The following is a 24,338-nucleotide window of genomic DNA, read 5'->3' on the forward strand; positions in this document are numbered from 1 at the left end:
CCTTAACTAAACCTCACACGCGGATCGACCAAGGTGTAAGAAATGTCAGTCAAAATTAAACCGACGATATAGAGCACAGAACCTAAAAAGACCATCGCTCTGACAATGGCGAAATCTTGTTGCTGTATGGCATCAATGATGTAACTTCCAAGGCCTGGAACGCCAAAAAAGGATTCCAGAACCAAACTTCCCATAAATAATGAAGGAATAAGAACAACAACACCAGTAAGTATTGGGAGCATTGCATTTTTTAGTACATGGCCAAATAAAACACGCTCTTCAGACAACCCCTTCGCTCTGGCTGTTTTCACATAATCGCGATTCATTTCCTCCAAAAAGAGACTACGGTACCATCGCCCTCCAGACCCTATACCAGCAAGTACAGCAACAAAGATAGGCAAAATAATAAATTTAATACTCTCTAAACCACTGTCATAACCAGAAATAGGCACAAGACGCAACAACTTACCAAACAAATATTGTCCACCAATAATATAAAAGAGGCTTGAGATAGACATCAAAATGATACAGAGCACCACCCCGCTTAAATCAAGGTAAGTGGAACGAAAAAAGGCCATTGCCATGGCAAAAATAATGTTAACCATCATGCCAAAAATCAGGATAGGTAAAGCGATGGCAAGACTTGGCCACATACGATGAGAGATATCATAACTAATATCTCTGCCTGCATCCGACACCCCGAAATCAAAGGCAAAGAGTTTTAACGATTTTTGAAAAAAGAGAGTCTGAGTAATTTTTTTTAACCCAGTTTGCTGCACATTAAAAAACAACGGCAAATCATAGCCATGGTGTATTTTCCACTGAAGAATAGCCTCGGGTTTGACATGCTTTTCCCCCAGTTGCATGCGTGCCATATCATCAGGCGAATTTACCATAAAAAAAAGGGCAAACGTGATGATATTAATACCTAATAAAATAGGGATAGCATATATGATTCGGCGCAATAAATAGCGGGTCATGTTTTCATTCTCACAGCGACTTGCCGTTCTTTTTTGTAATAGGCGAAGAGTAATGGCAATAACAATAAAATAAAAATCAAGAAGGATAGTCCAATAGGCCACAATATTGGGTTATTCCATAACGTACGTAATTGATTTCGTGTGTTAACGTCAATAGCCATGTATTTCAATGAATTGGCACTTATCGTATTTGGCTTGGTTGGTGATACCCACTGCTGACTTAAAAGGAGTGTTTGTGTATTCACCCCCCATGCCCAAGGCGCATCATGCCGCACTATTTCCACCATTTCTTCAATTAGTTTTTGTCGCTGCTCATCATTGCCACGCTTCTTCATTAGTTCAAACAGACGATCATAACGAGGATTTACGTAATTGGCAGCATTTTCACCATTGTATTTTACCTTACCATTGGGACCATACAGCATGAAGAGAAAATTTTCAGGATCCGGGTAATCGGCGTTCCATCCCCAACTAAAGATTTGGGCATTACCCGTGCGCATCTTGTCTTGAAAACGATTGTATTGAGTGGCACGAATATTCAAATCAATACCGATATGAGCAAATTGCTTGCGCATCCAATCTAATTGCGCTTTATCATCAGGTCCTCCAGTAATAGGAACATCATAATGCAAAATGAGTGGTTTGTTGGTTTTGGGATCGATACCATCGGGGTAGCCAGCTTCTTTCATCAAGCGTTTGGCCTCTGTAAGTGATCGTCTTTTTGGCCGACCTCCATCCCATACGTAAACATAAGAATTGATCCCTTCAGCGCCATGTTTATAACCGAAAATACCAGGTGGGATGGGACCTTGGGCAGGTGTACCACGGCCATTATAAAAAATGGCAATGTTTTCATCAAAATTGACTGCAATGGAAATGGCAAGTCGCAGTTTGCGAGCCCTCTCGCTGTTCCCGCCAACGACACTATCGAGCATATTAAATCCCAGATAAAAAATACTGGGATCAGTTGTTTGCGATAAACGGATCTTTTTTTTCTGCATCGCTGGCGTCAATTTAGGTTTACCCAAAGGACTGATTTGAATCGCCTGATCAAAACTATCCGTGCTAATTCCTGATAAGTCGTAGTAGCCCTGTAAAAATTTATTCCAGCGAGGAATGGATTCCTTTTCCAGGGTAAAAATAGCTTTATCGATTAAGGGCAATAACTCTCCAGCATGCTGCAAATAACCCGTTTCTTGATCCTCCTTAGAACCATTCCCAGGAAAATATTCTTTACGAAAGTTAGGATTTTTATCGAGAACCATACGTCGGTTGGGATTGTTCTCACTTAACATAAAAGGCCCTGTCCCGATGGGATACCAATCAAAACTTAAGTTTTTATCGTCCATACCAGCTTGGGAATAAAAACGATCAGCCTCCCAGGGAATGGGGGAAAAAAAGGGCATAGCTAACCAGAACATAAATTGAGGGTATTGACCCTTCATAGTAATCTCGAACGTATAATCATCAATCTTTTTTACCCCTGCCATAGGGTATTTTCTTAAATCGATAAATTTATTGGTTGAAGAAGAGGGCAAACGGCGACCAAAATCACGAAAACCAACGATGTACTCACTCATTAACCCATAAATAGGGGAATTAACTGTTGGATTAGCTAAGCGTTTAATCTGATAAATGTAATCGTCAGCGAGAAGCTCACGTGTTCCAGTTTTGGGAAAATCAGAGAGCTTATTAATGTCATTATCTTCAAGATAATCATCAGGTAGGGTTAAATATAGATATTCTCCTTTTTCATCTTTGGCCAATGCGGGATGAGGCTGAAAGAAGATACCTGTTTTGATCCGAATTGTGTATACAGAAAAGGCAATATCTTTATTTTCAGGAGTAGTTGGGTTACCCGATTGGTCCAGATAACGTACCTCTGGCAACAAGGTTGCAATTAAAGGCACTAATGTATACGGTCTTATGAAATAATCATACTGTAAAACAGGCTCATAAATTTGAGCAATGAATTGATACTCGTTACTAGAATACGATTTAGCAGGATCAAGCGTCTTGGGTTGCTCAGCAAAAGAAGAGTAATAAATCTTGCCTGATTCTTCTTCGTCAGAATAAGGATTATTTAAAACCCAAGTACTGGCATGTGTAAGCGGTGCACAAAGCAACAAAGTAATCATCATCCATAGTGCCCGCGCCCTTTTGAGACAAACATCAAAGCAGAGCAAGAAATTCGTCTTCATTCAATACCCTTACCCCCAGTTCTGTTGCTTTTTCTAGTTTAGACCCTGCCTCATTACCCGCCACTACATAATCCGTTTTTTTAGAAACACTCCCTGACACTTTAGCACCTAGAGCAAGGAGATGGGTTTTGGCCTCCTCGCGTCCCATGCTGGCAAGCGTACCAGTAAGAACCACCGTTTTGCCGTAAAAAGGATGCTGTTTATCAAACTCTTTTCGCTCATCTTTAGGCCAATGCACACCATAATCCAGCAATTTGTCAATCACTTCACAGTTATGGTCTTGTGCAAAGAAATGGACAATATGATAAGCTCCTACCGGGCCGATATCCTTTATTTCCATTAACTTTTCAACAGAAGCTGCTTTTAAAGATGCAATATCAGGAAATTCTAAAGCCAAGACTCGCGCGCTGACCTCTCCCACCTCTCTAATTCCTAAGGCATACAAAAAACGTGCGAATGTGGTTTTTTTGCTCTTTTCAATGGCCGAGAGCAAGTTCTCTGCTGACTTTCGACCCATTCTAGGAAGTCGAATTAATGTTTCTAAATCCAAGGCGTAAAGGTCCGAAACATCCTTAATTAATTTCTCTTCAACAAGCTGATCGATGATTACTGCACCCAAACCATCAATAGACATTGCTCTACGTGAAGCATAATGCCAGAGCATCCGTTTGAGTTGGGCGTTGCAAAATAATCCTCCTGTACAGCGAGCAACGGCCTCGTCCTCTTCCCTAATGACATCCGCGCCACACACCGGGCAATGCTCTGGAAGAGAAATAATCGTTGTGTGTGCAGGTCGTTTTTCAAGCACAACCGAAACCACTTCCGGGATAACATCACCAGCGCGACGAATAACTACCGTATCCCCTATACGAATATCTTTACGTTGAATTTCATCCATATTATGCAAGGTAGCATTACTTACCGTGACACCCGCTACGCTAACCGGTTTTAATCGTGCAACTGGTGTCAAAGCCCCAGTGCGTCCAACTTGAAAATCCACCGCCAATAACTCAGTCATTTCTTCACTTGCTGGAAATTTATGGGCGCAGGCAAAACGAGGGGCACGAGCCAAATAACCTAACTCTTGTTGCAATTCGATATCATCTATCTTATAGACAACACCATCAATCTCATAAGGCAGTTCCGAACGCCCTTTTAAAAGCTCATGGTAACAAGAAAGACAACCCGCAAAGCCTTTGGCTCGTTTTGTTTCCTTGGGGGTTCTAAATCCCCAGCTACGCAAAAGCTGCAATTGCTCTAGATGACTATTCGGTAAATCAAAATGATCACAAGCACCAATCCCATAAAAATAAACGGCTAATGGTCTTGAAGCTGTAACGGCTGGATTCAACTGTCGCAGACTACCAGCCGCTGCATTCCGTGGGTTTGCAAAAACCTTTTCTCCAGTCATCCTTGCTTTAGCATTGTAAGCCTCGAATCCTGCTTTTGGCATATATACTTCACCACGAATTTCAATCAATTCCGGGGGATTATCGCTCATCATTTTTAGAGGGACAGCAGCGATGGTTTTGATATTATTGCTAATGTTTTCACCAACGGCTCCATCTCCTCGGGTGGCTGCATAAGCGAGCATACCTTCTTTATAGGTCAGGCTTACAGCTAAACCATCCAATTTCGGTTCGCAAGTAAATAGCAAAGAATCCTCATCGACCTCCAATTTATCAGCCACACGTTTTAGAAAAGCATGCAACTCTTCTTCTGAAAAGACATTCGCCAGGGAGAGCATGGGTTTGATATGGGTGATCTCTTCAAAAGCACCTGCAGGAGTGCCCCCTACCCGTTGGGTTGGGGAGTCAGCCGTAATATACTGTGGATGCTCATTTTCAAGAGCCTGTAACTCTCTAAAGCAGCGGTCGTATTCAATATCAGGCACTAAAGGTTCATCAAGAACATAATAATGGTAATCATATAACTGAATACGATTTCGCAAATTCTGAATTTTTTTTTGAATACTATCACTCATTTAGCCAGAGTACCTTGAGAAAAGAAGAAGTTTAGCATCAAAGATGAAGTAGATAGAAGATACACTAATAAAACATCCTGATTTTTCAGGCAAAGCGCTGCTAAAAGTTATATAGAGTATGAGTTAATTCCTATGCAATAGAAACAACACCTATTAAATGCCCCAAAAAGCAAAATCGAAATTTTTCCCCCAGTTAGATTTTTTGGATTTTCTGTCTCTAATGATCTATTATTTAAACGTTGATTTCTAAATATATTGTTTTTATTTGTTGCAAGTGAACAACATGAACGAAAAACTTGAAATATTAGATTATAACTTCAAAAAAAAAGTAAAATTTATCAATTTATGTCCAGAAAATAATCCATTCAAAGAGAAATATCAAGATGAAGAAAAGAATGTGTATTATGCATCAAAAAATAATTTCAACAGAGCTACTCTAAGATTAAAAAACATAAAAAACATTTCTTTACTACAAGCAGAATATGCCGTTTTTTCAGGTCAATTACTTCGGCTAATTTTAGGAAATATACAGCCAGGAGTTTATTTGGCAACGACAAGAAACAATGAATATTTTCGAGTAAGTGAAGAAATAAAAGGCTTTAAACCATGGTCTGAGGTTTGTTCTCTTTCCGGAGAAGATTTATATTTCAATTGGAATGAAGAAGGGGGGTATCATGGAAAAATGATTGATGCACCGATCCATGGATTAACTTTTCTTTTATTAGCCTGTCAATTTGTTGGTGAGATTGACTGGGATGATGACAATTTTGGATTTGTTAAGATAGGCGATTCTTATTATGCAGTTCGAATTGATCCCGCGAATAGCTTTCACCCACAAATAATCACGTCTGATTATACTATCAGTGATATGTACAATTTAGTGAGCAAGTTTTTCCTCAGTCAAATTTCAGCTTGTTGCGATTCTGACCCAGAGTATATGTCTGAATATATTGATTATAAATCAAGAGAAAATCGAATAAACAAGGATTTTGAAACATTATTTAGCAACCCTGTCGAGATAAAAAAATTTATTGAAAAAATTATATCTATCAATGATGAGACAATTGATGAGATTTCAGACAATATTTTTATAGATGATCACGGTTATGATTTAAGCAAAGCTCTTAAAAAACGTTTGCAAAGATACAAATTAGTATTTAATTCTCTCAAACAACAAGGAACCTATTTTCGGGTAGGTCGTCAAGAGACTCAAAGCAACAAGACTAGCAATACACAGGAATTGGATAAAAATAATCCAAATGAAGATAGGTTTTTCTCAAATAAAATCGAGAGGAGTTCAGTACAAGATAAACAGAGAGCCAATAGAAAGAGAAAACGAGGAGATGATGACAATAATCCAACTGATGTCCCAAAAAATTGGTAGTGCAATTAGCATATGTGTCTATTAATAGGTTCCTATTTGCACACCGGTCGAGAAGAGGATGACACCGTTATGCTTGTATAAGCAAAATATAACTTGCTCATTCTTTAATGCCCCTACTTGCCGTCTTCAGTAAGGGTATGCTATAGATAGCCTTGAGTTTTCAACAAGGAATTGAAACAAATGGACTTGAAACGGCTTCTCAGCTATCTTTTTTTATTTCTTTTTACTTCCTGGGTCTACGCTTCACCGCTCACTGAAAACATGGGTATAGCTTTCATACATGGTACCAATGACCATCGTGAAGATGCTGATGGGGGATATTGGAAAAGAGAATTCATCAATTCCCTCGCCAATGCACTACCTAATTATGAAAATCACATCGTGCTGGCCTGCGACTTTAGAGAATACATGTGGCATGAAGCTGCTGCAGGTTGTGTTGCTGATCAACTTATTGAGTTCATTAACACAAAACAAATCACAAAGCTGATCATTTATACCCACTCCAATGGCGCCAATGTCATTCGCTGGATTTTATCCAACCCTAGCTATGATGCTCGCTATGCGATACTGACCAAAAAAATAAATCAAGTCATCGCTATTGCTCCCTCAAGTGGTGGCACTCCCTTGGCAGATGAAGTCATGGAGGGACATAGTTTTGAATCAGCCGTAGGTTGGTTACTTGGCTACTGTAATAATTCCGTAAAACAACAACGGGTCGCTGATATGGCGCTGTTCAATGCAGAAATATTGTTTGGTACTCCAGGCCGTCCTTCCCTTCCCGTGCCATTTCGGGTTGTTATTGGATCAGATGTCACCGCTTCCCCAGTTACAAAGGCAAGTTATTGTAACGGTTATATTCTTAATGCAGGATTAAAATTGACACAAACCTACTTGGCAGACTGTTCTGATGGTTTTCTAAATTGCAGTTCTCAAGCCCTTGCGGGGAAAATTTGGTTCTATGACGTTCAGAAAACCAAGGACAGAATTCCGCTAAGCCACAATCAAAGCCGTCATAACTGTTTTGACTTCGAACAGATTCTTCGCAATGACCTATACGCACAAGGAGTGCCACAATGAAAACTCGTCATTTAATGTTTTTATCCATCCTGTGGCTTACTCAATTACATGCGATAACTTTACCCACGGCCCCCGTTACCCCCTATGACTGCAAACAGTGCGAAGGGTTATCACATGATGAGTTGAACACTAGTTGGCTCACAGAGGATAAGCCTTTTGATGAAGAAATTATTCATAGTCGAATCAGTCGAAAATTTCGCATAAAAGCAACAGCAGAACAATTAAATAAGGGAGTTGTCATTTATACTCAAGCTCCTAGTGCCGTTATTCATATCACTTCAGCAAGCCAATTAACCAGCAAACCCGAATTTTACATCACAAGCCACAAGGGGGAGAAGCTCAAGCTGCAAGAAGCCTCCAGTCTGTTTTCTAAAGATGAAAGCTTACAGAATACTGTCTTTAGTGACGGGCTCCTAGCCTTGCAACTCAAAGAAGAAGTAGGGGCTGGCAGACTTATACTGAGTAGCACCCCCGGAACCCTAAAAGGAAATGAAGGCCCCTTTATCATCAGTGTTTATGATAAAGACGCCCCAACCTATTTAAAAATTGAAACGGACAAGGCACGGTATCGCCATGGTGATCAGTTAAAGCTAACTGTCCGTTTAAGTGACAAGGATTTTAATTATCCTATTGATGACATCAATGCGACATTAATCAGTCCGACAGGCGATCCAATCGAACTTAATCTGAAGCAAACAAACGATAATCTTTATGAGGCGAAAGTTGACTTACAATCTGATAAAAACAGTCAAGGCGAAAATTGGTACATTGAAGTAGAAACGTCGACAGTTATTAACAATGAAACCATTGTTCGACATGCACATACCGCATTTTCCTATGTCATTCCTTCTGCCGCTATTCGTAAGATTAAAACGCAAATCGGAAAACCATTTTCTTTTTCTGCGAAGGTTGAAGTGGCCACAGGAAGTCGCTATGCGGTAGAGGCTGTTCTTTTTGGCAGTGATGCTCAAGGTGCTCTGCATCCCATCACAACAGTTCAGTCCGCAGCTTGGTTAGCACCTGGAAAACACGATATCCATTTTTCATTTGATTCTGATTTAAAAAGTGACTATAAAGCACCCTACTATGTTGGCTATCTGCATTTGATTGACTTTGGTCAATTAAAACCAGTATATGAGCACAATCAACCAATTGAATTAACAGCGTTAGGTTAATATGGCTTTTCTATCTTCGTTCTCCGTGATGGAGGGTATGGCTATCGCACTTGCCCTTCAATTTTTGCTTATTCTCTGGCTCATTTTTAGTCAGAGGAATCAACGTGCTCTTATTGCGTTGCAATCTGAAAAAACCCAGCAGCTCTTTATCTCACAACTGCATCAACTTCACCTTGATTTGCAACACGCTTATCAGGGTAGCCAGCATCATATTCAGGAGAAAATTATTCAAGGTCAGTTAAGTAGTCAGCAATTAATCAGTGAAACGGTACAACGGCAAATGGCTGATGTCCGAGAGCAAATGAACCATAGCTTTAAACAACATGCTGATGCCCTGACCTCTCATCTACAATCACTAACAGAAGAGATTCGCAGTTACTTGCATAGCCTGACTCAACAAGTCAATCACAAACTAACAGAAGGTTTTGAAAAAACCTCAGCAACCTTTACCGATGTTGTGAGACGACTAACAATCATTGACGAAGCTCAGAAAAAAATAACAGAACTATCAACCCATGTGGTGAACTTACAAGATGTCTTAGTGGATAAACGAGCTCGTGGGGCATTCGGTGAAGTTCAATTATCAACGCTTATTGCCAATGTCCTTCCAAGTAGCCACTATCGCATGCAATATACTTTAAGCAATCAAAAGCGAGCAGATTGTATTTTGTTTTTACCAGAGCCGACTGGCAATGTTGTGATTGATGCCAAGTTTCCTTTAGAGACCTATCAGCGATTGATGAATACAGATGCTTCTTCAGTAGAAAGAAAAACGTTGCAGCAGCAATTTCGCCAGGATTTACAAAAACACATTAAAGATATTGCTGAGAAATATATTATTCCCAATGAAACAGCGGATGGTGCTGTCATGTTTATCCCGGCGGAAGCAATTTTTGCTGAGATACACGCAAATTATCCTGAAATTGTTGCTCTTTCACAACGCTTAAAGGTCTGGATGGTTTCACCAAGCACCCTGATGGCGGTATTAACCACTGCAAAGGCAGTGCTAAAAGATGATGAAACTCGCAAGCATGTTCATATTATTCAGCAACACCTACACGCACTTGCTGATGATTTTCAACGCTTTGAAAAACGCATGGATAAATTATCCAAACATATTGATCAGGCACACCAAGACGTTAACGAGGTGAACACATCAGCCAAAAAAATAACACAACGTTTTCAAAAAATTGAGTCTGTTGAGTTAGACTTACAAGAATTAGGCAACAAAATTGCTGCACTGGAAGAATAGGCTCATACATATATGCGCATAAAACTCATTTTATTTTCGGCAATGATATTTTGCCTTTCACAGACATTCGCCAAGGAAACAACGGTTGAGTTACAAGCTCCTCTATTCGACAACCTAGGTAGTTTTCATTTTCCCATTTCCACAAAGGTTTCGCTTGCACAACGTTTTTTTGATCAAGGCATGATCCTATTTTATGGTTTTGAATGGGGTGAAGCCATACGATCATTCAGAGAAGCAACAAGATTAGACCCTAATTGTGCTATGTGCTACTGGGGACTTGCCTTAGCTCTAGGTTCAAAGATGAATGCACCCATGACAGGCAAGGAATATCAGGATGCAAGAACAGCTATTCATAAAGCAGTTTCACTGAGGAATTTTGTCACTGAAACTGAGCAAGATTATATTAATGCCTTGGCACTGCGTTTTAAGCATCTACCAAAGCCTATATCACCCGGCAAAACAGGTACGTTTAGCTGTCATACTGCTAACACATCGTTTGACAAATCATCGCCTGAAGAGATGCTGGATTATTCAAATGCCATGAAAAAACTGGTTAAGAAATACCCATTAGATAATAATATGAAAGCACTCTATGCGTGGGCTTTATTCGAAACAATCGAGTGGAAATTTTGGGATAGTACGGGGAAAATCAATCCCGTTACACCCGAAATTATTTCTGTCTTAGAAGCTGCTCTCGCAAATGATGAGCTCCATGTTGGGGCTAATCATTTCTACATTCATGTAATAGAAGCATCTCCTACGCCAGAATTAGCGCTCCCCAATGCCGATCGTCTAACGACTCTTGTTCCCGGCTCAGAACACCTGGTACATATGCCATCTCATATTTATCTCCGGACAGGTAAATATCACGAAAGCACGAATTCTAATCTACAAGCTATTCATGCCTTCAACATCTATAATAGCCTTTGCCGTCAACAAGGTTTTGAACCAGAGATTAATTACCTTTATTTTCATAATTATGATTTTTTAAGAAGCACTGCCACCATCGAAGGACGCAAAGCACTTGCCTTGTCAGCGGTGCAATCCATGCTTGCTCCTCCTTTCCCTGATTGGTTAAAAAATGAACCAGAACTGCAATGGTTTATCCCTATCCCTTATTATGTGAAAGCCCGCTTTGGCATGTGGAAAGAGCTGTTAGCTGAGCCAAAACCGCAGGATCAATACCAATATGCGGTTGGCATGTGGCACTATGGCCGCGGAATGGCGTTCGTACACACAAAGGATGAAGCTAAAGCGACAGATGAATTAGCTCACTTAGATAAAATTATTGCCAGTGGCCCCGCGGACAAGACCTTACAAGACGATAGCATTTCTCTTTTGAAAATTGCTCAGGCTATATTGCATGCTCAGATTGCGAATAGCAAAGGTGACAAAGCAGCAAGCTTAGCTTCCCTACAATTAGCAATGAAGACACAACAAGCTATGCACTATCATGAACCTCCGGATTGGTATTTCCCTGTTACAGAGATGCTTGCAGATGCTTATCTGAAATGGAGCAATCCTAAAAAAGCCGTGGAACTGTATAGACAAACTCTAAAACAATTCCCTAACAATGGTTGGGCACTTTTTGGGCTTGCTAAAGCCTTGCGAGCACTGGGAGAAGACGAGGAAGCCAATAAAGTGGATGCCGAGTTTAAAAATGCATGGAAGTATGCAGATGTTGCTAGCCCAATTCCTTTGTTTAATTAGAATTACCTGGGCAGAGTCCCTAAAATTTTATGGCCTCCGAACTCAAGGCCCCCTCTCCCGCGAAAAACATCATCATACTCTTCAAAGTAACCGTTCACGCAATGACGTCAACTTAAAGAAAATATTCTAGCACCCAAACCGTAGGCTGGGCTGAAAAGCCCAGCAATGATACTCCGATTCACATTCATTGCTGGCTTTTCAGCCCAGCCTACATGCTTGGATTTCCTTAAGTTATGGGGCTTTGAGTTCAGAGGTAATAAAAACTTTAGGGACGTTGCCTAATTACAAAGTGGGCTTTCTGATAAATTTGTTGTTGATATTTCCTGCTCCTTTTTTGCTTTTGCAAACACTGATGATGCTAATGCTGAGAGTTTGAGTGGTGATACGGGTGTGCTGGCGGGTATCAGCTCTGCTTTTTTTAATGCCTCCCAAAATTTTGGTGTGATTGGTTTAGAGGCATATTCCAAGGATGCTTCAAGTTCTTCTGGGGTACGTGCACCAACAACGACTTTTTCAATTTGTGGATGCATGTGTACAAATTGCATGGCAGCGTGCGGTAGCGTGACCTTATATTGTTCGCATATAGCTTTAATTCGTTCTACTTTTTCAAGAAGAACAGGATTAGCTTTCTCATAGCGAAAGAAAGTATTTCCAGTTTGACCGCTTAACAATCCACCACCATAGGGTGCTGCAACATAAAGTTTGATATTTTTTTCTTTACAAAGAGGGAATAATTCATCAAGTGCAGAAACATTAAGAAGGTTATAAGAACCGGCTATCATGATGCGGTCAATATTAAAGCGACCATCTTTAATGAGTTTTACACAAATTTCAGCATCGTTTGAACCTATTCCTGCAACTTCAATTTTTTTCTGTTCTTTTAATATGTCAAATGCAGTATAGCCTTCCTGAACAAATATTTGAAAATGAGAGTCATGCATAGCCCCATGAGTGCCTTTATCGATATCATGCAAATACAAAGCATGAACTCTTGACAAACGCATTCTCAATTGACTTTGACCAAACGATTTTTCAATACCCTCTTTGCTATAGTCAAAAACTTGGGAAAAACCACTACTGTTGGTGAAACCATTACTGTTGGTGAAACCATTACTGTTTTCTGATTTTCTATTAGGGTCAATAACTCGCCCAGCTTTCGTCGAAATTTTAATACGTGCCCGAACATCCTCGGGCAAACATAACAAAGCGACACCCAAGACATTTTCTTGAGCGCCATCACCATAGTGAGGTGCACAATCAATCTCATCAATCCCTTTTGCTACTGCAAATTTAACTGTTTCTATCATTTTAGTAATAGGAACTTCTGTGTTACCCCAATGTGCAAATCCAAGAACAAGTTTGTGTTTATGTGGCATCGTAGTGTCTTTGTTAAGGAAAGCTGTAATATACTTTAAAAAATATCGATTAGTTACTGTTTTTTTAAAATACCGTCTTATCTTCGCACTCACTGAAAATTTATTTCAGAATAAGCAGGATCTGCTGCAATGTAATGTTCATTTTCTTTCTTTAGCGTGATGTCAAGTGATTGGCAATCCTCTTCCGAGACGCAAAGAGTAACCCGTAAACTGCATAAACCCGGTTGTAGTTCTCCTGCAGGTAAAACCATACAAAGACCATTTTTCCCCTTAACTACATCCGGATCTTTAACAGAGAGCAACTGCGTGAAATGAGTGCAATCCTTACTGATATCAGTCGTCGCTGAATAAAGTCGATCCTTGGTTGTATTCACCTTAACGACTGCAATTAGATCGTCGTTGTCACTATCTTTGTCATAAACTTTTTCCAAAGCGACTTGACATAGATCTTGTGATGCATCTTGAGCAAAAATAGCCTGCGGAGCTAAAAACAAGAGTAAATAAATGAGACAATAACCGATTGCGTTTAACATAATCATTCTCTTTTTGCATCACCATAGCTAGAATACTAACTAAATTGGCAATAGTCATTAAAGGCTGTAACATGAAACAATTATCTAAATCACCTAAAAGACTTTATCGTTCGCGTAAAGAGAGAATGATCGCTGGCGTTTGCGGAGGGTTGGCTGAATATTTTGCCATGGACCCTACTGTGATGAGATTAATTTTTATTCTCCTTCTATTACTTGGTGGCTCAGCCATATTAGTTTATCTTATTATGTGGCTGGTCGTACCTCTGGAGCCTGAGTTCCCTCATAAATAAATTCCCTAATGCTGCCAAAGAAAAGCTCCGGAGCATCCACTTCGATTTTATGATCCGCATGGGGGATAATTTTAAGCTGACTGTGGGGGATTTTGGCTGCCATCAATTGAGAATATTTTTTATCCGTTATCCAATCCTCTTCACCAACGAGGATTAAGGTTGGACATAAAATCTTACTTAAATCACGTTCAAAATCAAAATCTTGTAAAAAAGTCCTAAACCCAAGGTTTAAAGCCTCATAACAATGAGGATACTCCCCTGCGACGTGTTCAGTGGGTATGCCATGTCTTTCTTTATAAGAATAAAGGTTTCTCATGATGGTGAAGTACTCCTCAAGCTCATCTTCATTGGCAAAAGTACCATTCCATACTTTTTCAGCGATTTCCTGTTGCTCCTTGGTTCCACGTGACAATAAATGTTGCTTGGCGGTTTCTATATTTTTATGACTAGGTGAACCCGCTGCCAAGACTAATCTGGATACCAATTGTGGATACTTGAGCACATAACCAAGAGCACATATTGCGCCATAGGATTTGCCGATGACAATGACTGACTTAAGTTGCAGATATTCCTGAACATATTGCAAGTCGGCAATATAATTTTGCATGGTATAGCTCTGCACATCGCCCTTTTCACTCAATCCACAACCCCGTGGATCATAGAAGAGGAGGTTACCAACATCCTTTAACGTTTCATAGCTAACATAGTGTGAATGATTAGCACCAGGGCCACCTGGTAGAATAAACACATAGGGCTTGCTTGTGAGACTCTCTGCATCCTTTGCCACCAGTTTAAGATAAATCGTTGTGGCAGAAACCCCCTTTCTAGCGGGGATAGGAATGTTTAAATTGAGCTTCATGTCTCTTTCTCTGGTTCGTATCTCATTACTGATCTTATCAGAGATAATCAAATAGCACTCTTAATGTTAAGTTAATGAACAAAATGTATTATAGCTGCGTTATAAATTAACCGGATTAACCCTTATGTCCTTTTATACCCTTCCTGAAGAAACCCTTCTTGGTATTTTTAAACTACTGAATACTAAAACTCTAGCTCGAACGGCGCAAACTTGTCACTTTTTTAATCGCTTAGCCAATGATAAAACGTTGGATCTAGCCAAAGGCAAGCAAGCGCGTCTAAAAAATCAATTACGTGGCGATCTCATGGTGGCCGCACGCCACAATGATCTCGATACTGTAAAAACCATACTCGCTAAAGATATAATAGATCCAACTGATGCGAGTACATCCATCGTCGGTAAAACACCATTACATGCCGCTTTGGAAGGTCGCGCCTATAAAACAGCCGCCTATCTCTGGAGAAATTATAGTTTTGATCCTAATCTTAAGGATTACTATCAGAGCTCACCTATCTCGATATTGCAAGAGCGCTCTAGAAAAATGGGGCTTACCCCAAAAGAGAGAAAACAAATAGAGTCATTGCTAACCCTTATGACAGAAAATCAAGCTGGATGTCATAAGTGCATTGTTTCATAAAACTCTTCTACAAAGCATTCCGTAGCTTCACTCAGCTACGGAGCTTTTTTTTACTTGTACCTATGTTATTCTAAACATATCTCAATTGTTGGAATGAACACATGCGGTTATTGTGTAAGTTATTCATCGCTATTTCCTTTTTTTTGGTGCCTGTTTTTGGCTTTGCTTTCGGCTTTGTGAAGAACATTTATGTGTGCGATGAATCCACAACGTACATACCAACATGTGATAAAATGAATTGCTGCGGTGCCATGGGAGGTATCAGTTATTGTGATTCCTCTGCTGGTCGTTATGTTTGCAATAATGGTTATTACTCTTCTTGCTATTGCACACGCCACGCCGTTATGGATTTACAGAAACTTGAAGGATGCTGTCTCTGGCAAGGTGGGGTGTTGACCATGGATGAAAGAGGAGTCGTCATTTGTAATAATGGTGGTATCTCTGAAATATGTACCTTACAATTCGACCCCTAATGATGTTTTAGTTGGTCAGTGCTACTGGGTCAAGAATTTGGCCCTCAGTATTACTTATCATCTTAAAACATCATTGATCTGGACAAGTATCCCAGCAAACACCATAATTTGTCCTTTTGATAATCAACCACATGACAGCACTCATAGACATTAAACAGCTTTCTAAATCATATGCAACAGCAACGATTCTTGAGGACATAACGTTATCTGTTTATAACGGTGAGTTTCTGACATTGCTTGGACCCTCAGGCTGCGGTAAGACTACGCTTTTGCGCTTAATTTCTGGTTTCGAACAGCCTACAACAGGCAATATTTATATCAATGGTCAATGTGTAAACTACTTACCACCACAAAAGCGTGATGTCCATACTGTGTTTCAAAGTTATGCCCTGTTTCCTCATTTATCCGTGTTTGAAAATGTGGCTTTTGCTCTACGTTGTCGTGGTGTTGATAAAAAAGAAATTCATGAGCGTGTACTAGAAACACTGCGTCTTGTGCAGTTAGAAGCCTTTTCTGCTCGCGATATTAAACAATTAAGTGGCGGCCAACAGCAAAGGGTTGCTATCGCGCGCGCCATTATTAACCGCCCGCAAGTTCTATTGTTAGATGAGCCCTTAAGTTCCCTCGACTATCGATTACGAAAAGCAATGCAGTATGAGTTAAAACAACTGCAAAAAGCTCTAAATATGACGTTTATCTTTGTCACCCATGATCAAGAAGAAGCGCTCTCTATGTCAGATAGAATTGTGATCTTTAATCATGGACACATAGAACAGATAGGGACACCGCGAGAAGTGTATGAAACCCCTAAAAATCTTTATGTAGCTAAGTTTATCGGTGAAGCCAATATTTTTGATATTGACGTTCTAGAGACAGATGAGCAAACCTTATTAACTGAGGTTGAAGCGATTAAGTTACATTGTAAGAACACCAATCATTACCGAGCAGGTCAAAAGCTCCATTTAATCGTTCGTCCAGAAGATATTCGGGTCTGGAGCTTGTCAGAGGTTGATGACACCAATGAAATGATACCTGGAAAAATCATCGATATTGTTTATAAAGGTTCCACGGTTGACCTCAAGGTAGAGTTAGCCTCTGGAAAAATCATTAATGCCTCTGAGTTTTTTGATGAAGACGATGACAAACTGGAGTACTCACTGAATGAGACAGTATGGGTACATTGGTTAATGGGGTGGGAGGTTTTATTGCCACATGAAGGCTAAATCCATCTCCATGTACATTATTTATACTTGGCTTATTGTCTTTAGCATCATCCCGCTAAGTCTGATGCTATTGGCTAGTTTTTTATCAACAGATAATGTGCATCTTGTATCTCTGCCGTTTACAATCGAGAATTATACGACCTTATTCACCCCAGTGTTCTTGAAGATTTTTCTGCGCTCTATTTTTATTGCTCTTCTAACCACTGCGGTCTGTCTCTTGCTTGCCTATCCATTCAGCTACTTATTGGTTAAATCCAAGCGGCAATCCCTCTTGTTGCTGTTGATTATTATCCCTTTTTGGACCAGTTCTCTCGTGCGAACCTATTCCTTAATTGCCATCCTTAAAGCAAAAGGAGTCCTCAACACTCTTCTCTTAAAACTACATCTTATTGATAGCCCATTATCATTACTTTACTCGAACTTCGCCGTCCTCACTGGGTTAATTTATAACTTATTTCCTTTTATGGTATTGCCTATCTTTACCAATATGGAGCGGTTCGATTTTAGACTTATCGAAGCCGCCAAAGATCTTGGCGCTAGTAAGTCAGCTATATTCTTCCGTGTGTTTTTGCCTAACACGGCCAGTGGCGTAATAGCAGGCTGTCTCTTAGTCTTATTACCAGCGATGACATTATTTTATATTCCTAACGTATTGGGGGGAGCACGTTCCATCTTGTTAGGCAATTTAATCCAGGATCAGTTTCTGGTCCTTGGAAATTGGCCCCAGGGTTCGGCAACCAGTATGATACTCACTGCCCTATTGTTACTCCTCTTGATCCTCTTTCGACGTCAGAATAAGAAGGAGTTACATTGAAAACAACCACCCAAAAACTATTCCTTATTCTTGTTTATTTAATGCTGTATTTTCCAATCTTGGTTTTAGTTATCTATTCGGTGAATAATGCCAAATTTTCTTTACAATGGCATGGCTTTTCTTTGCGTTGGTATGCAGAACTATTTCATGACCGTGGATTATGGTCTTCTTTTATCCATTCAGTGATTTTAGGGTTTAGTGCTTCGACAGTTGCGACCATCATTGGCTTGTTGGCTTGCGTTAATTTATTTCTTTTCCGCAGCAACCAACGTCGTTCATTGCATGCTATGTTGCTCTTATTAATTATTATTCCTGATTTGGTTCTCGGCGTTGCTTTACTTATCTTTTTTAATCTAAGCAACATACCTCTTGGCTTTTTCAGTCTATTGATTGCTCATATTACTTTCTGTATACCTTTTGTTGTATTGACCATTAATAGCCGGATCCATACCTTGGATCCGAATATCTATTTTAGTGCCCTGGACTTGGGTGCAAGCCGTTCTATAGCGCTAATCAAAATTTTACTACCACTCTTATGGCCTGCTGTGTTAAGCGCGTTCTTGCTTTGTTTTACTTTATCTTTTGATGACGTCATTATTAGTTATTTTGTAGCCGGACCCGAATTTAATATTTTACCCTTGACCATTTATTCTTTGGTAAGAGCTGGGGTGACTCCCGAGCTTAATGCCCTTTGTACCATCACCATAATTCTTTCCATGATCTTGGTGGTTATCTCCCACCGATTATCCGGGAGAGCTGCATGAATCGTCTGCTATTCTTGTTGATATTGCTTCTAGCTAGTCATTTGCTGTATGCACAACGGGTGGTGAATGTCTATGCCTGGGGTGGTGAAATTCCTAAAAAAGTGATTCAACAATTTGAACATCAAACAGGGATTACTGTAAATTTCTCCACCTATGACAGTAATGAAACCATGTATGCCAAATTAAAGGCAAGTAGCAAAAGCATCTATGATGTCATCCTACCGTCTGCTTATTTCGTCGAGCGCATGCGAAAGCAAGGGATGCTTTCAGCTCTCGATCATAATCAATTATCAAATATTGGAAATATTGAGAATCGTTTTACTCATAACGATTATGACCCCGGAAATCGCTACAGCGTACCCATTATTTGGGGAGCCACGGGCATTTTTTATAATCAGGTTTTGATCACTAATCCCCCAAAAGCATGGCGTGACCTTTGGCAAAAGCGCTGGCGTAAACAGTTGATGCTTCTTGATGACTCACGAGAAGTCTTTGCCATCGCGTTAATGAGCTTAGGGTTTGATCCCAATGATGCTAATCCAGAGCACATTGCAGCCGCTTACAATCATTTGCTACAACTTGTGCCCAACATAAAATTGTTTGCTAGTGATAGCATCCAAGCAATCATGATTGATGAGGATGCAATTGCAGGTACTGCTTGGAATGGCGATGCATTCAAAGCACAGGCAGAAAACAACAAAATCAAATTTAATTACCCCAAGGAAGGTTTCGTTATTTGGGTGGATTGCCTTGCCATCCCTAAAAACCCGCCTCATCCAAAGGAAGCCTATGAGTTCATCAACTTCATTCTCAGACCCGATGTCGGTGCAAAAATAACTCTCACAGAGGGCCACGCCATCACCAACCTAAAAAGCAGAGCTCTTTTACCAGAATTAATTAGTAAGAATCCTATTGTCTATCCTTCTGATGAGGTTCTTAAACATGGCTATTTCCAGCGTGACGTTGGCGAAGAAACCCTGGCCCTCTACAATAAATACTGGCAGCAATTGAAGTTAGCTTTTTAATTTAATTACTTGATTGCCACTCTTAGAACCTCGAATTACCGTGGCTTGACCACGGTATTCAACGATCTTAATGGGAACTATGGGTACCGTGGTCAAGCCACGGTAATTCGGTTTTATGATTAACTTGAAGATCGCGTTCCAGACGCTCTTGTTTTCTTTATACAAGAACTGATTAACCGTTTTTGCGCTTACCCATCTCGACTTTCTCACCCAAACAAAGAGCCATAAATAGAAGAAAAAAGTAACCAGAACCTGAATAAAACAGCAGTGAATCTGACAAATTGCCTATCATAAACGGTATCAACATGGCTAATGCTACCGCTTTTGTTTTATCAAGTTGCAAGCTTGTCATGAATAAGCTAAAAAAGAAAAATAGCAATGCTGCCAAACCTGTTAAACCAAATTCAGCAGCAACTAGCCAATATTGACTATGCGGCTCCCATAATCTCCATGTCCAGCTAGAGACAGGTTTCTCTTTTTGAAAATAATAAGTGAAGCTCGCCGTGCCATTACCAAATAAAACATGTCGTGTGAGAAGCTCATGAGCAAAATGATGGAACTGTAAGCGGTGACCTATATCCGTATTCTTTTTCTTGTTTTGCTTATAGCTTTGTACCTGTTGGGCCGCGTCATTAACCCGCGTTTTCATGACGCTATTGTGACCCTTAAAATAACTCATCAAGAATACACTGATAACAAGAAGGAGCCACATGACGATATGGCGTAAGGTACGAAATTGGAAGGTGAATAAACCCATGAGAAGGAAATACATCACATAACCGGTACGACCACTATTTACGAAGAGCACATGATAAGTGAAGAATATTGCGAGCAGCACATAGACACTACGTGTATAGCCTGATCGGCGATGGGCAAGTAAACAGGACAAGTACGTGGCAAAAGCAACCATGAAACCCGTCATGATGTGGTTACGAAAGACAAAATCAGGCTTAAAATTGAAAGACTGTAAATAGCCGTGAAATTTCAGAATGGATAATGTCGACGTGATTATCATGGCGAGTAAGAAAGCATGTATGCTCATTTGCCTGGTTTTGCCATGTTGAAAACCCGCCACGAGGATAGGTAAATAAAGTAATTTGCTATATTTTTCAATGACAAATGCTTTATCTGCGAAAGCAGCCGGACTCCAAAAACAAGCAATGACAGCTAGCAAGAAGAGTATATAGGCGGCGATACACCACTTCTCAGAGAGAACGCTCCATATATCAGCCCGTAAACTTGGACTCAGTAAGATAGTTAGAACCGACAAAGCTATGCCTATGCTTTTCGCAGTTGAGCTTATTGGCACTGCCAACAATGTTATTGCCAGTAATAACGATGCCCATTTTTGCCATGGGAATTTTTCTACAAGATGAAGTGAAGTCTCCATTTCTCATTTATTCCTTAAGTATTTTGGGTAATTTGTCTGTGTGTGAATCACGATAATGTTGCTTGATGCCTCGATAAAAGGTTCCTTGGGAGCTCAATACAGCCAATAGGAAGCCAGCCTTACCATCCAGAAAACCTCGTTGTAAAAAATAACAACGAAAAAACATCCAACTGCTTGCTGCCAAAATTTTTAGCAAGCTTGGTGATTTTTGCTGCTGGATTCTGATCCTGGCTGTATAGGATGAATACTTATTCATTTTGGAAAGAGCATGACTAACGTCTTGAAAAGAATGATGCTGTATTGCCGCTTTCAATCGCGCTACTCTCGCAGAAGCAGGTAAAATAACTTTCTCATGAATGATATCATCGCTATAACATGCACCCGCGCGTTTAAAAAGTCGAATATGCCTTTTAGGACAAATGGAGAAACGTAGCAGCTTACCATAGAAATTCATGCGAATTGGAATACGATAGGCATCAGCTTGATTATCGCTCATTGCTTTTTTAATGGCATTCTTTAAGTTTTCATCTACTGTCTCATCGGCATCCAAATTCAATACCCAATCACCAGTAGCATAAGATAAAGTTCGCTGTTTTTGTATACCATAGCCTTGCCAATCGGTGCAATAAACATTTTTTGTGAATTCTTTCGCAATGGCAACAGTGTTATCGCTACTACCTGAATCCAGAACAATAATCTCATCTGCCCATTGTACGGATGTTAAACAACGACGTATATTCGCTTCTTCATCTTTTACAATAATGATGACACTCAGCATAGAAGAACCAGCTTAACGTAATTGCGGCAATTCTACCTTAGATAAAGCGTGATTGTTAGGTCTGGATATTTATGATTTATAAGAAAATATAAAAAAAATGCGCTTTAATGAAAGCGCATTAAGGCACGAAATTTACCAGGATTTAACATACCCCTTCTCTATGATCATGACTATCGAAATGCAATTTACCATCTTTTACTCTTAGGGTTACATGACCACCATTCGCCAATTTACCAAAGAGTAATTCATCAGCAAGTGGCTTCTTCACATTTTCTTGAATTAATCTTGCCATTGGTCGAGCACCCATCGTTTTGTCATACCCATGCTCGATAAGCCAATCACGAGCGGCCTTATCGACTTTAAAGCTAACTCCTTTATTGCTCAATTGTTCATCAAGCTCCATGATAAATTTATCAACAACCAAACCGATAGTTACATTGTCCAAAGGCGCAAAATTAATGATGGCATCCAACCTGTTCCTAAATTCCGGGCTGAATTGTCTTCTTATCACTTCTAATCCATCGTTGCTGTTATCTTGCCATGAGAAACCGATAGAATTCCTACTGATTTCAGTGGCTCCAGCATTAGAGGTCATCACCAGAATGACATGCCTAAAATCAGCCTGGCGTCCATTTGTGTCTGTCAATGTTCCATGATCCATAATTTGCAACAATAAATTGAACACATCAGGATGAGCTTTTTCTATCTCATCCAGTAGTAGAACCGCGTGGGGGTTTTTTGTTACTGCTTCGGTTAATAATCCACCTTGATCATAACCAACATAGCCTGGAGGTGCGCCAATTAAACGCGAAACAGTATGTTTTTCCATGTACTCAGACATATCAAAACGCAGCAATTCAATACCTAACACATTAGCAAGCTGTTTGGTAACTTCTGTTTTACCAACACCCGTCGGTCCTGCAAATAAGAAACAACCAACAGGTTTTTGTGGGTCACGAAGACCTGAACGAGCAAGTTTTATGGCAGAGGCCAAAGCGGTAATCGCCACATCTTGACCGTAAACGAGCAATTTTAAATCGCGCTCAAGGTTACGCAGAGTGTCTTTGTCTCTAGCAGAAACCTTCTTAACTGGGATACGTGCAATTTTAGCCACAACGCTCTCAATTTCTGTTACACCGATGATTTTTTTACGCTTATTGGCTGTGAGTAAATTTTGATAGGCACCTGCCTCATCCACAACATCAATGGCTTTATCTGGTAAGAAACGATCATTGATATATTTTGCAGAGAGTTCTGCTGCAGCCTTTAGAGCAGGAATGGAGAACTTAACACCATGATGATCTTCTAAACGACCTTTCAAGCCTTTAAGAATTTCAAACGTTTCCTCAACGCTTGGTTCTATAATATCTATTTTTTGGAAACGTCGAGCAAGTGCTCTGTCTTTTTCAAAAATACCACGATATTCTTGATAAGTTGTGGAGCCAATGCATTTTAATTCGCCATTTGCTAATAGCGGTTTAATAAGGTTTGATGCGTCCATTACCCCACCTGAAGCAGCGCCAGCTCCAATAATAGTATGGATTTCATCAATAAAAAGAACAGCTCCTTCTTGTTGTGATAATTGTTTTAAAACCGCTTTCAAGCGTTTCTCAAAGTCCCCACGGTATTTCGTACCAGCCAATAATGCACCCAAATCCAAAGAGTAAACGATGCAATGATGAATGGCCTCAGGCACTTCCCCATCAACGATGCGGCGAGCTAATCCTTCCGCAATCGCAGTTTTACCTACCCCAGCTTCGCCAACAAGCAAAGGGTTATTCTTGCGGCGGCGACATAATACTTGAATCGTTCTTTGGATCTCCTCGTGACGGCCAATTAATGGATCAATTTTGCCCATTCTGGCCCGTTTATTGAGATTCATGCAGTAACTTTCAAGCGGAGATTCACTGGTTTCATTACTCAGGGTATCTTCGTCCATAGGATTCATACTTTCGCCCATATCGTTATGATATTTAGAGACACCATGAGAAATATAATTGATAACGTCTAAGCGAGTAATATTTTCACGACGCAAAAAATAAACAGCTTGACTTTCTTGTTCACTAAAGATGGCTGCCAAGACATTGGCACCTGTAACTTCTGTTTTGCCTGCAGATTGAACATGGAAAACAGCTCGTTGTAACACACGTTGAAAACCCAATGTTGGTTGGGTCTCTCTATCTAGCTCATCCTCTGGGATCCTGGGAGTGGTTTCATCAATAAATTCAATTAAATCTCGACGCAAAGCATCAATATTTGCATCGCAAGCCTGTAAAACGTTACCCGCAGCTGGATTATCAAGCAATGACAGTAGCAAATGTTCCACAGTCATGAATTCATGACGCTTCTCTTTTGCTTCCTTAAACGCCAGATTTAAGGTGAATTCAAGTTCTTTGTTTAACATTGTCGTGCT

Annotated in this window: 21 protein-coding genes; 12 read left to right on the forward strand and 9 right to left on the reverse strand. The window is 40.1% G+C overall.

The window, feature by feature from the left end; all coding sequences use genetic code 11:
• Nucleotides 1-2: 2 nt before the first annotated feature.
• Genes CKV79_RS08310 through ligA form a run of 3 tightly spaced genes read right to left on the reverse strand, consistent with a single transcriptional unit; the run spans nt 3 to nt 5,165 of the window.
• Nucleotides 3-980, reverse strand: coding sequence for an ABC transporter permease (locus CKV79_RS08310; protein ID WP_028374281.1), 978 nt, complete (start codon nt 978-980; stop codon nt 3-5).
• Entirely contained in the window at nt 977-3,181 is a 2,205-nt protein-coding gene (locus tag CKV79_RS08315; RefSeq protein ID WP_408606903.1) for an ABC transporter substrate-binding protein, read from the reverse strand. The genes CKV79_RS08310 and CKV79_RS08315 overlap by 4 nt, the downstream gene beginning before the upstream one ends.
• Entirely contained in the window at nt 3,153-5,165 is a 2,013-nt protein-coding gene (gene ligA / locus CKV79_RS08320; protein ID WP_028374279.1) for an NAD-dependent DNA ligase LigA, read from the reverse strand. The genes CKV79_RS08315 and ligA overlap by 29 nt, the downstream gene beginning before the upstream one ends.
• Nucleotides 5,166-5,448: 283 nt before the next feature.
• Here ligA and CKV79_RS08325 point away from each other — a divergent pair, with 283 nt between their 5' ends.
• The 5 genes from CKV79_RS08325 to CKV79_RS08345 all read left to right on the forward strand — a co-directional run bounded on the left by CKV79_RS08325 (nt 5,449) and on the right by CKV79_RS08345 (nt 11,763).
• A complete protein-coding gene (locus CKV79_RS08325; protein ID WP_028374278.1) occupies nt 5,449-6,549 on the forward strand; it encodes a hypothetical protein in 1,101 nt (366 codons plus the stop codon).
• Between the two features lie 180 nt (nt 6,550-6,729).
• Nucleotides 6,730-7,626: an alpha/beta fold hydrolase gene (locus CKV79_RS08330; RefSeq protein ID WP_028374277.1), complete on the forward strand. Its 897-nt coding sequence runs from the start codon at nt 6,730-6,732 to the stop codon at nt 7,624-7,626.
• On the forward strand, nt 7,623-8,801 hold the full coding sequence (locus CKV79_RS08335; protein ID WP_028374276.1) for a DUF4785 domain-containing protein: 1,179 nt from the start codon (nt 7,623-7,625) through the stop codon (nt 8,799-8,801). Before CKV79_RS08330 ends, CKV79_RS08335 begins: the two co-directional genes overlap by 4 nt.
• Before the next feature lies 1 nt (nt 8,802).
• The gene (locus CKV79_RS08340; RefSeq protein WP_028374275.1) at nt 8,803-10,053 is read left to right on the forward strand and encodes a DNA recombination protein RmuC; all 1,251 of its coding nucleotides are present in this window, start codon (nt 8,803-8,805) and stop codon (nt 10,051-10,053) included.
• A 12-nt stretch (nt 10,054-10,065) separates the two neighbouring features.
• The gene (locus CKV79_RS08345; protein ID WP_035916321.1) at nt 10,066-11,763 is read left to right on the forward strand and encodes a tetratricopeptide repeat protein; all 1,698 of its coding nucleotides are present in this window, start codon (nt 10,066-10,068) and stop codon (nt 11,761-11,763) included.
• A gap of 278 nt (nt 11,764-12,041) precedes the next feature.
• On the opposite strand, the gene CKV79_RS08350 is transcribed toward CKV79_RS08345, so the two are convergent.
• The gene (locus CKV79_RS08350) at nt 12,042-13,139 is read right to left on the reverse strand and encodes an aldo/keto reductase (RefSeq protein WP_028374274.1); all 1,098 of its coding nucleotides are present in this window, start codon (nt 13,137-13,139) and stop codon (nt 12,042-12,044) included.
• An 89-nt stretch (nt 13,140-13,228) separates the two neighbouring features.
• Complete coding sequence (locus CKV79_RS08355) at nt 13,229-13,672, reverse strand: hypothetical protein (RefSeq protein WP_035916318.1); 444 nt, start codon at nt 13,670-13,672, stop codon at nt 13,229-13,231.
• A gap of 71 nt (nt 13,673-13,743) precedes the next feature.
• On the opposite strand from CKV79_RS08355, the gene CKV79_RS08360 reads away from it, so the two are divergent.
• Entirely contained in the window at nt 13,744-13,962 is a 219-nt protein-coding gene (locus tag CKV79_RS08360) for a PspC domain-containing protein (RefSeq protein ID WP_081778132.1), read from the forward strand.
• Here CKV79_RS08360 and CKV79_RS08365 read toward each other — a convergent pair.
• Nucleotides 13,916-14,821, reverse strand: a complete 906-nt coding sequence (locus CKV79_RS08365; protein WP_051546294.1) for an alpha/beta fold hydrolase — start codon at nt 14,819-14,821, stop codon at nt 13,916-13,918. The genes CKV79_RS08360 and CKV79_RS08365 overlap by 47 nt on opposite strands.
• Nucleotides 14,822-14,945: 124 nt before the next feature.
• On the opposite strand from CKV79_RS08365, the gene CKV79_RS08370 reads away from it, so the two are divergent.
• From CKV79_RS08370 to CKV79_RS08395, 6 genes are all read left to right on the forward strand, one after another.
• Nucleotides 14,946-15,458 (forward strand): F-box-like domain-containing protein, encoded by a 513-nt coding sequence (locus tag CKV79_RS08370; protein ID WP_028374272.1) that lies wholly within the window; start codon nt 14,946-14,948, stop codon nt 15,456-15,458.
• A 101-nt stretch (nt 15,459-15,559) separates the two neighbouring features.
• Nucleotides 15,560-15,931: a hypothetical protein gene (locus tag CKV79_RS08375; protein WP_051546290.1), complete on the forward strand. Its 372-nt coding sequence runs from the start codon at nt 15,560-15,562 to the stop codon at nt 15,929-15,931.
• Between the two features lie 131 nt (nt 15,932-16,062).
• Entirely contained in the window at nt 16,063-17,154 is a 1,092-nt protein-coding gene (potA, locus tag CKV79_RS08380) for a spermidine/putrescine ABC transporter ATP-binding protein PotA (protein ID WP_035916315.1), read from the forward strand.
• A complete protein-coding gene (locus tag CKV79_RS08385; RefSeq protein WP_028374270.1) occupies nt 17,144-17,968 on the forward strand; it encodes an ABC transporter permease in 825 nt (274 codons plus the stop codon). The genes potA and CKV79_RS08385 overlap by 11 nt, the downstream gene beginning before the upstream one ends.
• Nucleotides 17,965-18,732 (forward strand): ABC transporter permease subunit, encoded by a 768-nt coding sequence (locus CKV79_RS08390; RefSeq protein WP_028374269.1) that lies wholly within the window; start codon nt 17,965-17,967, stop codon nt 18,730-18,732. Before CKV79_RS08385 ends, CKV79_RS08390 begins: the two co-directional genes overlap by 4 nt.
• Nucleotides 18,729-19,757 carry an ABC transporter substrate-binding protein gene (locus CKV79_RS08395; protein WP_028374268.1) on the forward strand — a complete coding sequence of 343 codons (1,029 nt, stop codon included), beginning with the start codon at nt 18,729-18,731 and terminating at the stop codon, nt 19,755-19,757. The genes CKV79_RS08390 and CKV79_RS08395 overlap by 4 nt, the downstream gene beginning before the upstream one ends.
• Nucleotides 19,758-19,929: 172 nt before the next feature.
• On the opposite strand, the gene CKV79_RS08400 is transcribed toward CKV79_RS08395, so the two are convergent.
• From CKV79_RS08400 to clpA, 3 genes are all read right to left on the reverse strand, one after another.
• Nucleotides 19,930-21,147 (reverse strand): O-antigen ligase family protein, encoded by a 1,218-nt coding sequence (locus CKV79_RS08400; RefSeq protein WP_051546287.1) that lies wholly within the window; start codon nt 21,145-21,147, stop codon nt 19,930-19,932.
• 7 nt (nt 21,148-21,154) lie between these two features.
• Nucleotides 21,155-21,925, reverse strand: coding sequence for a glycosyltransferase family 2 protein (locus CKV79_RS08405; RefSeq protein ID WP_028374267.1), 771 nt, complete (start codon nt 21,923-21,925; stop codon nt 21,155-21,157).
• A 142-nt stretch (nt 21,926-22,067) separates the two neighbouring features.
• Entirely contained in the window at nt 22,068-24,329 is a 2,262-nt protein-coding gene (gene clpA, locus CKV79_RS08410; protein ID WP_028374266.1) for an ATP-dependent Clp protease ATP-binding subunit ClpA, read from the reverse strand.
• Nucleotides 24,330-24,338 lie beyond the last annotated feature (9 nt).

It is taken from the genome of Legionella lansingensis, assembly GCF_900187355.1.
Taxonomy (GTDB): domain Bacteria; phylum Pseudomonadota; class Gammaproteobacteria; order Legionellales; family Legionellaceae; genus Tatlockia; species Tatlockia lansingensis.